The organism is Pseudonocardia sp. CA-107938, assembly GCF_050936315.1.
In the GTDB taxonomy this organism is placed as follows: domain Bacteria; phylum Actinomycetota; class Actinomycetes; order Mycobacteriales; family Pseudonocardiaceae; genus Pseudonocardia.
The window spans coordinates 93,674-108,095 of the sequence record NZ_JBNJNA010000002.1 but is presented as its reverse complement, the minus strand read 5'-3'; the positions used below and the strand labels follow the sequence as shown (position 1 = coordinate 108,095).

Below are 14,422 nucleotides of genomic sequence, written 5' to 3'. Positions count from 1 at the left end.
GGTACCCCACGCCCGGCCCTATCGTCAAGCCCGTGACCAGCGCAGGCAGCGTGACCCGGCGGGTGCTCGTCGTCGACGACGAGCCGACCATCGCCGCGTCCGTCGCGGCCCGGCTGCGCGCCGAGGGCTTCACAGTCGACGTCGCGCACGACGGGCCGGGGGCGATGGCGCAGGTGGCCGCGGCGCCGCCCGACCTGGTGGTGCTCGACGTCATGCTCCCCGGGTTCGACGGCCTGGAGGTGTGCCGACGCATCCACGCGGAGCGGCCGATCCCGATCATCATGCTCACCGCCCGCGACGCCGAGACCGATCTGCTCGTCGGGCTCGCCGTCGGCGCCGACGACTACCTGACCAAGCCGTTCTCCATCCGCGAGCTGGCCGCTCGGGTGCACGCGCTGTTCCGCCGGGTCGACCGCACCGCAGAAGCCGCCGCAGAAGCCACTGCTGGCCCGGCAGAGCGGATCGTGCTGGGCGACCTGGAGATCGATCCGGCGGAACGGCGGGTGCGCAGAGGGGGCACGCCCGCGCACCTCACGCCGATCGAGTTCGACCTCCTCAGCCAGCTCGCAGCGCACCCGCGGCAGGTGCTGGCGCGGGAGGCGCTGCTGGCCAAGGTGTGGGGCTGGACGGTGGCGTCGGGCACGCGCACCGTCGACAGCCATGTGAAGGCGCTGCGCCGCAAGCTGGGCGCCGACCTGATCCGCACGGTGCACGGCGTGGGGTACGCGCTCGAGGTGGACGGGGAGCCGACATGATCCGACCGCTGGACCCGCTCAGCTCCATCAAGCTGAAGATGAGCGTGCTGCTCCTCCTCTCGGGGGCCGCCGGCGTCGCCTACCTCTACAGCATCTACCGCTGGGTTCCGCCGCTGCTGACCGTCCTGATCGCGCTCGTGATCGTCATCGGGACGGCTCTGCTGCTCTCCCACGGGATGACGCGGCCGCTGCGGGAGATGACCGCAGCCGCGCGCGCGATGGCACGGGGCGACTACAGCCGCCGGGTACGGGCCACCTCGCGCGACGAGGTCGGTCAGCTCGCGGCCGCGTTCAACCAGATGGCGGCCGACCTGGCCGCAGCCGACCAGCAGCGCCGCGACCTCATCGCCAACGTCTCGCACGAGCTGCGCACTCCGATCGCCGCGCTGCACGCGGTGCTGGAGAACGTCGTCGACGGGATCGCGGCGCCCGACCGGGAGACGATGCAGACCGCACTCGTGCAGACCCAGCGGCTGGGCCGGCTGGTCACCGAACTGCTGGACCTCTCGCGCATCGACGCAGGGGCGCTCACGCTCGACCGCGAGGAGTTCGCGCTCGCCCCGATGCTCGAGGAGGCAGTGGCGGAGGTGCGGGTGGCGAGCGACGTCGCCGGCCGCCGCATCCACTTCACGGTCGACGTGCCACCCGGCACGACGGCCTACGCCGACCGTGCCCGCCTGCACCAGGTCGTGGTCAACCTGCTGGACAACGCCGCGCGGCACGGACCGCCCGGCAGCGACGTACGGGTCACCGCTCGTGCGGAGGGGGAGGAACTCGTGCTGGAAGTCCGAGACGAAGGGCCGGGGATCGCGCCGGAGGAGCGCACCCGCGTGTTCCACCGCTTCACCCGCGGGGAGCGACCGGGCGGCGGCGGCACCGGGCTGGGCCTGTCCATCGCGCACTGGGTGGTGGACCTGCACGCCGGCAGCATCGCCGTGCTGGCCAACGACGAGTCCACGGTCGGACCGGGGTGCCGGATCCGCGTGACGCTGCCGGGTGCGGCATGACCGGCGACGAGAAGACGGGCGGTGCACCGGCCGACGCGACGGGGGCGGCCGGTGCACCGACCACGAACACCGAGGAGGGGCGCGCGGCGAAGCGGCTGGCCGGCGCGGAGCCGGTGACGTCCGGCCACGCTGCCGCGGTCCGGGCCGCGGCTGGTCGCACCGTGATGGTGGAGCGGCCGGGCGAGGCGCCAATGGCTCCGATGGGTCCCGTGCCGCCGATGGGTCCGATGCGGCCGATGGCGCCGCCGCTGCCGCCGCAGCCCGTACCGCCGCTGTTCGGTGACCGATGGCCCGTGCCGGCAGCGCCACCGTCGGTGGCGATGGTGGCGGGCACCGCGATCATGGCGCTGACCACGGCCGGTGCCGTGCCGGAAGGTCGGCCCGGGCTGGGCTGGCTGGTGACCGCTCTGGTGGGGGTGGCGGCGACGCTCGCCGTCGAGTGGCGGCACCGGCGCATCACGCCGGAGGGCGTGTGGTGGACGGCGGCGACCGTCGCCCTGGCCGCGGTGTGCGCGGTGCGGGCCGCGGAGTGGCTCGGCGTGCTGTGCCTGCTCGCGGCGTTCGGCACGGGCACGCTGGCGATCGTCGGCCGTTCCGGACGCGGGGTGCTGGCCGCCGCGGCCACGCTCGCGCTGGCGGCGTGCCGCGCGGTGCCGTGGTTCGGCAAGTCCGCCACCGAGCGCACCGACCTGCGCCGTGCGGTCCGCGTCGGGGTGGCCGTGGCCGCGGGGGCATTGCTGCTGCTCGTCTTCGGCGGGCTGCTGGCCTCGGCCGATCCGGTGTTCGGCAAGTTGGTGGAGGGCCTCACCCCCAGGATCGACGACGGCGCCGTGCGCTGGTTCGTCCTGGCGGCCTTCGGCGCCGCCGGGATGGCCGGCACCTGCTTCCTGAGCGCGTCGGCGCCACGTCCGCCGGCACCTATGGCACGGCGGCGGCTGAGCGGCCTGGAGTGGACGATCCCGGTCGGGTTCCTCGTGGTGCTGTTCGCCGGCTTCCTCGCCGTCACGGTCACCACGATGTTCGCCGGCGACGCGTACGTGCAGGCCACGGCCGGCATCACCTACGCCGAGTACGCCCGGGGCGGGTTCTGGCAGCTGCTGTGGGTCACCGTGCTGGCCCTACTGGTGATCATCGCGGCTGCCCGGTTCGCGCCGGTCGAGACCGCGCTGCAGCGGCGGGCCAAGCGCGGCCTGCTCACCGCGCTCACGATCCTCACGTTGCTGGTGGTGGCGTCGGCGACGCACCGCATGGTGCTCTACCAGCAGGCCTACGGGCACACCGTGCAGCGGCTGGTGGTGCTCACGGTCGAGCTGTGGCTCGGCGTGGCATTCGTGCTGGTCACGTGGTCGGTGCTGCGGCTGCGGGACCGCATCCCGACGCGGGCGATGGTGGGCACCGGCGTGGCGGCACTGCTGGCGCTCGCAGTGCTGGACCCCGAGCGGTTCGTCGCCCAGGAGAACGTCGAGCGGTTCGCGGTGTCGGGGAAGCTCGACGCCCACTACCTCTCGACGCTCTCCGCCGACGCGCTCGGTCCGCTGGAGCAGCTGGCCGATCCGGTGCGCTCCTGCATCCGCGCAGAGATCCTGCGGGACGTGCCGGGCGACGACTGGCGCAGCGCCAACCTCGCTCGCGCACGGGCCGGCGCGCAGCCGGTGCCGGCGTGCACCGACCCGAAGGTGGTGGTGCCCTCGTACCGAGACTGAGGTGGCCTCCGTTGTGACCTCCGACACTCAGCGATGCCGTCGCGGTGCGGCCGACGCCGTATCGGTGAGTCGTCGTCTCCCTGTCGCACGGAGGATCACATGAGCACCACCTGGCCGCTCGTCCATGCTGAGCGGGCAGCCCTGGCCGCGGACCTGGCCGGCCTGCCGGTCGCGGCCTGGGCGACACCGTCGCTGTGCGCCGGCCTGTCCGTACGCGAGGTGGTGGCACATCTGACATCGGGCGCGACGCTGACGTTCCCGCGCTGGTTCGCCGGCGTGCTGCGCCACCGGCCGCACCACCACTCCGCTCGGCCGCCGCGGCAGCGCCGAGTTCATGCTGGCCGAGACGGTGGTTCACGCCGAGGACATCCGCCGCCCGCTCGGCGTGCCGCGCAGCTACCCGGACGGCGTGCTGCTGCGGGCCGCCGAGTTCTACGCCGCCACCGACCTGGCGGTGCCCGCGCGCAGCTGGATCGCCGGGTTGCGCCTCGCCGCCACGGACTCTGCGTTCACCACCGGCACCGGGCCGGCCGTGAACGGTCCGACGATCGCCCTGATCATGGGGATGACCGGTCGCCCCGCCCACCTCGCCGACCTCACCGGCGACGGCGTGGCGGCGCTGCGGGAGCGCTGTTGAGAGGAGCCGGTGTGGATCGAGCGCCGGACGCCGCGTTCACCGAGCTCGTGGCACCGTTGCGGGACGAGCTCCACGCCCACTGCTACCGCATGCTCGGCTCCGTCCACGACGCCGACGACGCTCTGCAGGAGGCGCTGGTGCGGGCGTGGCGGGGCCTGTCCGGCTTCGCCGGCCGCGGCTCGCTGCGCTCGTGTGGCTCTACGCGATCGCGACGCACAGCTGCATCGACGCGGCGCGGAGCCGGCGCCGCCGCGCGCTGCCCGTCGACCTCGGCCCGGCCAGCCCCACCGTCGTGCTCGACGCAGCGCCGCGCACCGACGTGGCATGGCTCGGCCCGCATCCCGACGAGCACTACGAGCAGCGGGAGGCCGTCGAGCTGGCGTACGTGGCTGCCCTGCAGCACCTGCCGCCCAACCAGCGGGCGGCGTTGCTGCTGGTGGAGGTGGTCGGGTTCACCGTGGCGGACGTGGCGGACGCGATGGCGACGTCCCCGGTCGCGGTGGCGAGCGCGCTGCAGCGGGCGGGAGCTGCCGCCGGCCCGACGGTCGCGCCGACACCGGATCCGCGCCGGCGGGTTGTCGCCGCCGCCTTCGCCGACGCTCTGGAGCGCGGGGACGCCGACGCGCTCGTCGCGCTGCTCGCCGCCGACATCACCTGGTCGATGCCGCCGCTGGCCTCCTGGTACGCGGGTCGGGACGACGTCGCTGCGTTCGCGCGGGCGGTCCCGTTCAGCGGGTCCTGCGGAGCATGGCGCACGAGGTTGACGTGGGCCAACAGCCTGCCGGCCGTCGTCTGCCACCGCTCGGGGACCAGCAGCGCGTTCGAGCCCTGGTCCGTCACGGCACTGGACGTCCACGACGGACGGATACGCGGGATCGTCTCGTTCCTCGGGGAGTCGCACGTCGGGCTGTTCGGATCGCGATGATCGGGCATAGCGTGGCCGGCATGACCGAGGTGCAGGGACGGAACGATCCCGCGTTCGACGCGGTGCGCGACGAGTTGGCCGCCCGACTGGCCGCCGAGGAGGAGCTGGGCGCGGCCATCGTCGTCGACGTCGACGGGCACGTCGTCGTGGACATCTGGGGCGGGTGGCAGGACGCAGATCGGCGCACCCCGTGGGGCGCGGACACCGTCGTCAACGTGTGGTCGTCGACGAAGATGGTCACCGCGCTCGCCGTGTTGATGCTCGTCGACCGGGGCCTGCTCGACCCGTACGCGCCCGTCGCGCGGTACTGGCCGGAGTTCGCCGCGAACGGCAAGGACGCGGTGGAGGTGCGGCACCTGCTCTCCCACACCTCCGGGGTCTCCGGCTGGGACCAGCCGTTCCAGGTCGAGGACATGTACGACACAGAGGGCGCCACGAAACGGCTCGCCGCGCAGGCTCCGTGGTGGGCGCCGGGCACCGCGTCCGGCTACCACGCGCAGAACCAGGGGCACCTGCTCGGCGAGCTGATCCGGCGCACCGACGGCAGGTCGCTGACGGCGTTCGTGGCCGAGGAGATCGCGGGCCCGGTCGGCGCGGACTTCAGCATCGGCGCCCGCGACGTCGACCCGGCCCGCATCGCGCCCGTCGTCCCGCCGCCGCCGTTGGCGCTGGAGATCCCGCCGGACAGCGTCGCGTTCAAGACGTTCACCGGCCCGGCGGCGAGCGCCGACGCCGCCAACACCGACGCGTGGCGGAAGGCCGAGCTCGGGGCGCTGAACGGGCACGGCAACGCCCGCTCGCTCAACCGCATCCTCAAGGCGCTGGCCCTCGACGGCACGGTCGACGGCGTGCGTCTGCTCTCCCCGGAGACCATCGCGCTGACCCTCGAGGAGCAGAGCCACGGCGTCGACCTCGTGCTCGGGGTACCGCTGCGGTTCGGCATCGGTTTCGCCCTCCCCGAGTCGCAGACGGTCCCGTACGTGCCGCAGGGGCGCGCGCTGTATTGGGGCGGCTGGGGCGGGTCGTTGACGATCGCCGACCTCGACTCCCGCACAACCGTCAGCTACGTCATGAACCGGATGGCGCCGGGGATCATCGGTTCGGACCGGTCCGCGGCGTACGTGCAGGTGGTGCAGAGCTGCCTGACCTGAGCCGGGAAATGCCCACCTTCGGGTGGAACCGCTGGTCACGGACCGGGCGGCACCTACGCTCGCACCACCGCGCCGGACCCGGCGCCGGCGAAGGTGGTGGTTGCTCGTGGACGAGCCGATCTCCCGCCGGGGCGGCACCCTGCTCGTGCTGCTCCTCGCGGTCGCCATCGTCGCCGGGCTCGGTTTGGCGATCACATCCGTGGGCGGCCGCGCCCTTGCCGGGTTCGACCAGCTCGGCGCGCCGGTCGGGGCTGCGTCCAGCCGGGCGGAGTGCTGCAGTCGACCTGCGCCGGCCGCGGCCGTCCCGGGCGGTGCCATCCAGGGTGCGACGCCCAGCCGCGGCACGGCTTCCGCGCCGGTCGTCCGGTCGGTGGTGACGGGCGGTCGCGCCCCCGCCCCGCCCGCCGCAGTACCGCAACCGGTGCCGATCGCCCCTGCCTCCGGCGGGCTGTGCGCCACGCTCGGCCGGACCGGACCCCCGCTGCTGCAGACGGTCCTCTCCCCGATCGTCGCGGTGTGCGACGTCCTGCTCTAGTTGAGCCGGAGTTCCGTCGCCGCCTTCGTCGTGTCGCTCTGGTGCTTCAGCACCACACCGAGCGTGGCCCGCACGGCCTCGTCGTCGAGCGTGTCAAGGCCGAGGGCGAGGAGCGTGCGGCCCCAGTCGATCGTCTCCGCGACGGACGGGGACTTCCGCAGCTCCAGCCCGCGCAGCACGCGGACCGTGCGCACCAGCGCGTCGACGAGCGCGTCGGCCAGCTCCGGCACCCGTGACGCCACGATGCGCCGTTCCAGCTCGGCGTCGGGGAAGTCGAGGTGCAGGAACAGGCAGCGCCGCTTGAGCGCTTCGGACAGCTCCCGCGTCGAGTTCGACGTGAGCACCGCGATGGGCCTGCGCACGGCCGTGATCGTGCCCATCTCCGGCACGGTCACCTGGAAGTCGGAGAGGACCTCCAGGAGGAGACCCTCGACCTCCACGTCGGCCTTGTCGATCTCGTCGACGAGCAGCACGGTCGGGTCGGTGCGCCGGATCGCGGTGAGCAGCGGCCGCGGCAGCAGGAACTCCTCGCTGAAGACGTCGTCGCGGGTCTGGTCCCACGACTCGCCCTGCTTGCCCGCGGTGATGCGCAGCAGCTGCTTGGCGTGGTTCCACTCGTAGAGCGCTCGGGCCTCGTCGATGCCCTCGTAGCACTGCAGCCGCACGAGTCCGGAGCCCGTGGCCGCGGCGACGGCCTTCGCCAGCTCGGTCTTCCCCACGCCGGCCGGCCCCTCGACCAGCAGCGGCTTGCCGAGGCGGTCGGCGAGGTAAACGGTGGTGGCGACGGCGGTCGAGGCGAGGTAGCCGACACCGGCCAGCCGTTCGGCCACGTCCGCGACGGAGCCGAACTGGGGAGACTGCGGCGCCATCGAACGGTCGGTCACCTCGACATACTGCCGCCCACCAGCCCGTTCCGCGCGAGAGACGGCGGTCACACCTCGGTCGGCGCCGGCCGCAACAGGTGTGGCAGCTCCCCGAACCGGGGCGAGAGGTGCCCGTCGGGCGCGCGCATCCCGCGGCGCAGTCCGGGCCGCCGCAGGCGCTGCACCCGTGGTCTCGCTGCATGCGAGCAGCGCGTCGACCGAGTCGGCGGGGTGCGGGCCGCGCACTCGCCCCCCACCGCACGAGCCGGCGGTGCGCTCGCAGCAGTCCCGCGATCTCCGAGAGCCGTGCGAGCGTCTCGCCGAGCGCGGGCGGGCCGCCCTCGTCGCCGACATGGCGCAGCGCGACGCGTGGCTCGCCAGGGCACTCGCCGGGCGCACCCCCGCGGAGGTCCAGCTCCTCCGCATCGCAGGCGAGCTGATGGACGACCTCGCGCGGGAGGCCTGATCAGTACGCGAACTCTTACCGATCAGGAGAGCGGGGTGCCCCACTTGTCGAGGAACGCGATCTCCGGGACGGGACGGCGGCGTGCCGGCTTGAAGTCCGACACCGTCGTGTAGGCGACGGGCAGCAGGCCGACCTGCGTCACGCCGTCGGGCACGCCCAGGATGCGCGCCGCCTCCTGCTCGTGCTGGAGGTGGTAGCTGGTCAACGTCGACCCCAGCCCGCGCGAGCGCAGCGCCAGCTGGAAGCCCCAGACAGCCGGGAAGATGCCGCCGTAGAAGACGGAGAGCTCCTCGTTGCCGCCGCTCGGTACGCCCTGCACGCAGGGCACGACGAGCACGGGCACCCGCTCGATGACGTCGATCAGGTGCTGCCCCGACCGCACCATCCGCTGCACCTGCGGCGGGGCGTCCGCGCCGCCGGCCCGCGCCAGGCCCTGTCGCAGGTACTCCTCGCCGACCTGGCGGAACAGAGCACCGAGCGCGTTCTTGACCTCCCGGTCGCGCACGACGAGCCAGCGCCACGTCTCGGCTCCGCCCGGCGTGGGGGCCTGCACGGCCAGCCGCAGGCAGTCCGCCAGCACCTCGTCCTCCACGGGGCGCTCGAGGTCCAGCTTCAGCCGGACCGAACGGGTGGTGCTCAGGAGGTGGTCGGTCGCCGCAGTGTCCATGGCCCTCCACCGTAGTGCGACCCCAGCGCAGGTCACGGGGGCCGTCGAGGAACTGTCGGGGGGTTCGGCCACCATGGGGGCATGACCAGCGCCACCACCGATCTCCGCACCCGGGCCGAAGAGGTGCTGGCCACGCTCGCCGGGCACGGCGCCCGCCTGCGGGAGGACCAGTGGACCGCCATCCACGCCCTCGTCGCCGAGCGCCGCCGGGCGCTGGTCGTGCAGCGCACGGGGTGGGGCAAGTCGGCCGTGTACTTCGTGGCCACCGCCCTGCTGCGGGCCGCGGGTGCCGGGCCGACCGTGATCGTGTCGCCGCTGCTGGCGCTCATGCGCAACCAGATCGAGGCCGCCGAGCGGGCGGGCATCCGCGCGGTCACCGTCAACTCGGCCAACGTCGGCGAGTGGCAGCAGACCTACGCGGCGATCGACGCCGGCGAGGTCGACGTCCTGCTGCTGTCGCCGGAGCGCCTCAACAACCCCGACTTCCGCGACCGGGTGCTCCCCCGGCTCACCGCGAGCGCCGGCATGCTCGTCGTCGACGAGGCGCACTGCGTGTCCGACTGGGGCCACGACTTCCGGCCCGACTACCGGCGCCTGCGCAACCTCATCGCCGAGCTGCCCGAGGGCATCCCCGTCCTCGCCACCACGGCCACGGCGAACGACCGCGTGGTCGTCGACGTCACCGAGCAGCTGGGGCTGCAAGCGGGCGAGCCGCTGGTGCTGCGCGGCTCGCTCGACCGGGAGAGCCTGCGGCTCGCCGTGGTGTCCCTGCGCACGCCCGCGCAGCGGTTGGCGTGGCTGGCGGCGATGCTCGACACGCTGCCGGGTGCCGGCATCGTCTACACGCTCACGATCGCCGCCGCCGAGGAGGTGGCGGAGTTCCTGCGCGAGCGCGGCCATCCGGTCGCGGCGTACACCGGCAAGACCGATCCGGAGGAGCGGCTGGCCGCGGAGGCCGACCTGCTCGGCAACCGGGTCAAGGCGCTGGTCGCCACGTCGGCGCTGGGCATGGGGTTCGACAAGCCCGACCTCGGGTTCGTCGTCCACCTCGGTGCCCCGTCCTCGCCGGTGGCCTACTACCAGCAGATCGGCCGCGCGGGCCGCGCGGTGGAACGGGCCGAGGTGGTTCTGCTGCCCGGCCACGAGGACCGCGACATCTGGGCCTACTTCGCCTCCCTCGCGTTCCCGCCCGAGCACCTGGTCCGCCAGACGCTCAAGGTGCTCGACACCGTGGAGCCGCTCTCCACCGCGGCGATCGAGACCCGCGTCGACCTCTCCCGCACCCGGCTGGAGATGCTGCTCAAGGTGCTCGACTCCGACGGCGCCGTCCGCCGGGTGAAGGGCGGCTGGCTCGCGACCGGCCAGGAGTGGTTCTACGACGAGGAGCGCCACCGCCGCATCGCGGTGGCCCGCAAGGCAGAGCAGCAGGCGATGCTCGACTACCTGGCCACCGACATGTGCCGGCTGGAGTTCCTGCGCCGCCAGCTCGACGATCCCGATCCGGCTCCCTGCGGCCGCTGCGACAACTGCGCCGGCCCGGCCTGGCGCGCCGACGTCGACGCCGCCGTGGAAGCCGCGGCGGGTGAGCGGATCAACCGGCCCGGCGTGGAGGTGCCGCCGCGCAAGCAGTGGCCGAGCGGCATGGCCGAGCTCGACGTGCCCGCGTCGGGGCGGATCAAGGCGGGCGAGGTCGCCGAGAGCGGCCGCGTCGTCGGGCGGCTGTCCGACATCGGTTGGGGCACCCGGCTGCGCGAGCTCGTCGGTCCGGACACCCCTGACCAGCCGGTGGGCAAGGACGTGCTCGACGCCGTGGTGCGCGTGCTCGCAGGGTGGGGCTGGGCGGAGCGACCCGTCGGCGTGGTCGGGATCGGCTCGCGCACCCGTCCGCACCAGCTGGAGCACCTCGCCCGGCGGATCGCCGAGATCGGCCGGTTGCCGCTGCTGGGGATGCTGGAGCCGGTCGGCCCGCGGCCCGAGGCGCACGCCAACTCCGCGCAGCGGCTGGCGGCCGTCTGGGGCGCTTTCGCGGAGCCGGGGTTCGCCGTGCCGGCCGGACCGGTGCTGCTCGTCGACGACGTGATCGACACGGGCTGGACGGTGACGGTCGCCGCCCGCGCGCTGCGCCTCGCGGGCGCCACTGCTGTTCTTCCGCTCGCACTTGCCCAACGAGGTTAAGTTACCCGGAGTAAGGTGTTGTCATGCCACACGACCTCGCGCTCAAGGCGATGAACGGGATCCACCGGCTGCTGCTGACGGCAACCGGCGGAAAGGTGGGTCAGGTCGTTGCCGGGATGCCCGTCCTGGAGCTCACCACGATCGGTCGCAAGTCCGGTCAGCCGCGCGCGGTGATGCTCACCTCGCCCCTGCAGGAAGGTGACACCTACGTGGTCGTGGCCTCCCGCGGCGGCGACGACCACCACCCGGCGTGGTTCCTCAACCTGCGCGACAACCCCGAGGTCGAGGTCTCCATCAAGGGCGCGCCCAAGCAGCGGTGGAGCGCGCGGGTCGCCACACCGGAGGAGCGGGCCCGGATGTGGCCGAAGATCGCGACCAGTTTCACCAACTACGCCGGTTACCAGAAGCGCACCCAGCGCGAGATCCCGCTGGTCCTGCTCAGTCCGGCCTGATCATCGCCGGTAACGTGCGCGTGTGGCACCGCGGCCGGACGAGCTCGACCGGGCGCTGATCCACGCCCTGCACGTCGACGGGCGCGCACCGTTCCGCCGGATCGGCGAGGTGCTGGGCGTGTCGGACCAGACAGCGGCCCGCCGCTACGCGCGGTTGCGCCGCGACCACGGCCTACGGGTTGTGGGCCTCACCACCCCGCACCGGACGGGCGAGGTCCAGTGGATGGTGCGCATCCGCGCGCTGCCCGAGGCAGCGGCCGACATCGCAGCGGCGCTGGCCCGCCGCGCCGACACCAGCTGGATCTGCCTGTGCGCGGGCGGCACGGAGATCGTCTGCACCGTCTACGGCGACGGCGTGCAGCCGCTCCTGCTGGACGCATTGCCGCGCACCCGGCACCTGCTCGACGTGCGCGCCGACCGCGTGCTGCACGTGTTCTACGGCGGTGTCGGAGAGCCGTACAGCAAGCGCGGACCGCTCTCCGCCGCCCAGGTCGACCAGCTCGCCCGCCACCTCCCGGCCGTCGATCCGACGCTCCCCAGTCGCATCGACGGCGTCGACCGGGCCCTGCTCGACCTCCTCCGCCTCGACGGCCGCACCAGCACCGAGCGGCTGGCGGCGGCCGCGGGCACGTCCACGGTGACCGCCCGACGCCGGCTGGCCGAGCTGCGCACCGCCGGGGTGCTGCACCTCGATGTCGACGTCGAGATGGAGGTGCTCGATCTCCCCGTGCAGACCCTCCTGTGGTTGACCGTCGGCCCGCGCCACCTGCTGGCCGCCGGGGCCGCACTCGCGGGCCATCCCGAGGTCGCCTTCGCGGCCGCCACCACCGGCAGCAGCAACCTCTTCGCGGCCGTCCCGATGCCCGACGTCGAGGCGACGTTCCGCTACCTGACCACGACGGTGCCGAGCGTCGCCGGCATCGAGGCCGTGTCGAGCGTGCCGGTGCTGCGCACGGTCAAGGCCGCCACGACGGTGCTCCGCCCGCATCGGATGTCGTGAAACGACCGCGACGGGTGCTCCGGTGTCGAAAGCGCTCGACCCTCGGCCGCTGACGCGCTGTCGACGGCAGCAGGCGGCAACGCTCGCTGCCGTGGCCGGTCCTCGCCGGCCGGCTGGAGGTCATGTCATGTCCACGTTGGTCATTGGCGCGCGGGGCGCGGTCGGGCGGCACGTCGTCGCCGGTCTGCTGGCCGCGGGCGAGCCCGTCCGCGCCTCGGCCCGCGCCCTGTCGACGGCCGCGCTGCCACCGGGCGTCGACGTCGTCGAGGCCGATCTGACCCGACCGGAGACCCTGGAACCCGCTCTGGACGGCGTCGATCAGGTGTTCCTCTACGCGGCGCCGGGCACCGGCGCGGGGTTCGCGAAGGCTGCGCTCGCGGCCGGGATCCGGCATGTTGTGGTGCTGTCCTCGGGCAGCGTCCTGCTGCCGTGGGCGGCGGGCAACCCGATCACCGAGGAGCACCGCGCACTTGAGGACGATCTGGCCGCGGCCGGGCTGCCGGTGACGCCGATCCGACCGCTGGTGCTGGCGAACAACGCGTTGAGCTGGGCGGAGACGATCCGGGCCGAGGGAACGGTCGAGCTGGTGCATCCCGAGTCCCGGTCGGCCCCGATCCACGAACGCGACATCGCCGCCGTGGCCGTCGCCGCTCTCACCGGCGCAGGCGGTTCGGCCGTCAGCGATCTGCTCACCGGGCCCGACCTGCTGACCCAGCGGCAGCAGGTCGACATCGTCGCTGCGGCGCTCGGACGCCCGCTGCGGGTCGTCGAGCTGACCCCGGACCAGGCGCGGCAACGGTTCGGGGCCTACGGCGACGCCTCGACCGTCGAGGCGGTATTGGCCTTCATCGCGGCCGGCACCGTGGCCGGCCGCTCCCCAGCGACGGGCACGGCGCGCACGGTGCTGGGCCGCGAGCCACTCCCGTTCACCGAGTGGGCGCGCGAGCACGCCCCCGATCTGGGGTGATGCTCCTAGTCCTTGAGCAGCCGCACCACTGCCCGGTCGAGCACCGCGCGGCCATCGTCGTCGAGCGGGTCGGAGAGGTGGTTGCGGCGCAACGTGGGCAGCAGGGTGCGACCGTCCTCGAACCGCTCGATCACGCGCGGATCGACGTAGGACGCCCGCGCCACGGTGGGGGTGTTGCCGAGGTGCGCGGCCACCTCGCTGATCGCCGCGTTCACCACCCGTGCCCGGGCGCGCTGCGCGCTCGGTATCCCCTCCGCAGCAGCGCCGGCGAGGGTCACCGCGGCGAGCACGGTGGCGTTCCAGGTCCGCAGGTCCTTCGCGGTGTACCGCTTCCCGATCACCTCCTTGACGGCGAGGTTCAGGTCGTCGGCGGTGACGTCGTGCCAGGTGCTGCCGATCCGGTACGCCAGCAGGTCGTCACCCCCGCCGCGGCGGCGCAGCAACCCGTTGACCATGCGGTGCAGCGCAGGGTCGCGCAGGGCCACGGTCCGCTCGATCGCTCCTTTGGCGAGGTAGCTCACCTCGACGGCGCCGCGGTGCAGCCGGACGTGCTCGCGGCGCAGCGTCGCCAGCCCGAAGGTGCCCTCGTCGTCGTCCTCGCCGGGCGCGTACTGCTCGCCACCGGCCCGGAAGACTCCGAGGTCGAGCATCCGCAGCGCGCCGGCCAGCACCCGTTCGCGGCCCAGCCCCTTCCCGGCCATCCGCTCGGCGATCACCGGCCGCACCTGGGGCATGCGCCGGCCGAGCCCCAGCACGCGGTCGTACTTCTCCTTGTCCCGAGCCGCCCGCCAGTCCGGGTGGTAGAGGTACTGGCGGCGACCGGCGGCATCGGTGCCGACGGCCTGGATGTGCCCGGCCGGGTCCGGGCTGATCCACACGTCCTGCCAGGCGGGCGGGATGACCAGCGCCTTGATGCGGGCGATCTCGGCCGCGTCGGTGATCGCGACGCCGCCGACGTCGAGGTAGCCGAAGCCGCGTCCACGGCGCCGACGGGTCAGCCCGGGGCCGGCCGGATCGCTGCGGACGAGCCCCGGCGGCATCTCGTCAGGCTCCACATCGGATCAGTACCACCGATCCGGGAGGATCAAGCACGAGATCGACTCCTGCCGCGAGCAGGGT

Annotated in this window: 14 protein-coding genes and 1 pseudogene; 12 read left to right on the top strand and 3 right to left on the bottom strand. The window is 73.6% G+C overall.

Going from position 1 to position 14,422, the window contains the following annotated elements:
* The first annotated feature begins 62 nt into the window (after positions 1–62).
* The 7 genes and pseudogenes from ACQEVB_RS33285 to ACQEVB_RS33255 all read left to right on the top strand — a co-directional run bounded on the left by ACQEVB_RS33285 (position 63) and on the right by ACQEVB_RS33255 (position 6,713).
* Positions 63–755, top strand: a complete 693-nt coding sequence (locus ACQEVB_RS33285) for a response regulator (protein ID WP_432985417.1) — start codon at positions 63–65, stop codon at positions 753–755.
* On the top strand, positions 752–1,762 hold the full coding sequence (locus ACQEVB_RS33280) for a HAMP domain-containing sensor histidine kinase (RefSeq protein ID WP_432981099.1): 1,011 nt from the start codon (positions 752–754) through the stop codon (positions 1,760–1,762). Before ACQEVB_RS33285 ends, ACQEVB_RS33280 begins: the two co-directional genes overlap by 4 nt.
* Entirely contained in the window at positions 1,759–3,465 is a 1,707-nt protein-coding gene (locus tag ACQEVB_RS33275; RefSeq protein WP_432981096.1) for a DUF4153 domain-containing protein, read from the top strand. The genes ACQEVB_RS33280 and ACQEVB_RS33275 overlap by 4 nt, the downstream gene beginning before the upstream one ends.
* 33 nt (positions 3,466–3,498) lie before the next feature.
* Positions 3,499–4,275: pseudogene (locus tag ACQEVB_RS33270) on the top strand (sigma factor); the annotation flags it as partial.
* Positions 4,248–5,027 (top strand): sigma factor-like helix-turn-helix DNA-binding protein, encoded by a 780-nt coding sequence (locus ACQEVB_RS33265; protein WP_432981093.1) that lies wholly within the window; start codon positions 4,248–4,250, stop codon positions 5,025–5,027. The pseudogene ACQEVB_RS33270 and the gene ACQEVB_RS33265, both read left to right, overlap by 28 nt.
* 20 nt (positions 5,028–5,047) lie before the next feature.
* Positions 5,048–6,178, top strand: a complete 1,131-nt coding sequence (locus ACQEVB_RS33260; RefSeq protein WP_432981090.1) for a serine hydrolase domain-containing protein — start codon at positions 5,048–5,050, stop codon at positions 6,176–6,178.
* Positions 6,179–6,284: 106 nt separating this feature from the next.
* Positions 6,285–6,713 carry a hypothetical protein gene (locus tag ACQEVB_RS33255; RefSeq protein WP_432981087.1) on the top strand — a complete coding sequence of 143 codons (429 nt, stop codon included), beginning with the start codon at positions 6,285–6,287 and terminating at the stop codon, positions 6,711–6,713.
* On the opposite strand, the gene ACQEVB_RS33250 is transcribed toward ACQEVB_RS33255, so the two are convergent.
* Complete coding sequence (locus ACQEVB_RS33250; protein WP_432985414.1) at positions 6,710–7,582, bottom strand: AAA family ATPase; 873 nt, start codon at positions 7,580–7,582, stop codon at positions 6,710–6,712. The genes ACQEVB_RS33255 and ACQEVB_RS33250 overlap by 4 nt on opposite strands.
* A gap of 265 nt (positions 7,583–7,847) precedes the next feature.
* On the opposite strand from ACQEVB_RS33250, the gene ACQEVB_RS33245 reads away from it, so the two are divergent.
* Positions 7,848–8,042: a hypothetical protein gene (locus ACQEVB_RS33245; RefSeq protein ID WP_432981084.1), complete on the top strand. Its 195-nt coding sequence runs from the start codon at positions 7,848–7,850 to the stop codon at positions 8,040–8,042.
* Positions 8,043–8,064: 22 nt separating this feature from the next.
* Here the strand turns inward: ACQEVB_RS33245 and ACQEVB_RS33240 are convergent, their stop codons facing one another.
* Entirely contained in the window at positions 8,065–8,709 is a 645-nt protein-coding gene (locus tag ACQEVB_RS33240) for a nitroreductase family protein (protein ID WP_432981081.1), read from the bottom strand.
* A gap of 81 nt (positions 8,710–8,790) precedes the next feature.
* Here ACQEVB_RS33240 and ACQEVB_RS33235 point away from each other — a divergent pair, with 81 nt between their 5' ends.
* The 4 genes from ACQEVB_RS33235 (at position 8,791) to ACQEVB_RS33220 (ending at position 13,303) form a co-directional block, all read left to right on the top strand.
* Positions 8,791–10,884: a RecQ family ATP-dependent DNA helicase gene (locus ACQEVB_RS33235; RefSeq protein WP_432981078.1), complete on the top strand. Its 2,094-nt coding sequence runs from the start codon at positions 8,791–8,793 to the stop codon at positions 10,882–10,884.
* A 23-nt stretch (positions 10,885–10,907) separates the two neighbouring features.
* Complete coding sequence (locus ACQEVB_RS33230) at positions 10,908–11,336, top strand: nitroreductase/quinone reductase family protein (protein ID WP_432981075.1); 429 nt, start codon at positions 10,908–10,910, stop codon at positions 11,334–11,336.
* Between the two features lie 22 nt (positions 11,337–11,358).
* Positions 11,359–12,336, top strand: coding sequence for an AsnC family transcriptional regulator (locus ACQEVB_RS33225; protein ID WP_432981072.1), 978 nt, complete (start codon positions 11,359–11,361; stop codon positions 12,334–12,336).
* Between the two features lie 127 nt (positions 12,337–12,463).
* The gene (locus ACQEVB_RS33220) at positions 12,464–13,303 is read left to right on the top strand and encodes an NAD(P)H-binding protein (RefSeq protein WP_432981069.1); all 840 of its coding nucleotides are present in this window, start codon (positions 12,464–12,466) and stop codon (positions 13,301–13,303) included.
* A gap of 5 nt (positions 13,304–13,308) precedes the next feature.
* Here ACQEVB_RS33220 and ACQEVB_RS33215 read toward each other — a convergent pair whose 3' ends face one another.
* Positions 13,309–14,358 carry a DNA topoisomerase IB gene (locus ACQEVB_RS33215; RefSeq protein WP_432981066.1) on the bottom strand — a complete coding sequence of 350 codons (1,050 nt, stop codon included), beginning with the start codon at positions 14,356–14,358 and terminating at the stop codon, positions 13,309–13,311.
* Positions 14,359–14,422 lie beyond the last annotated feature (64 nt).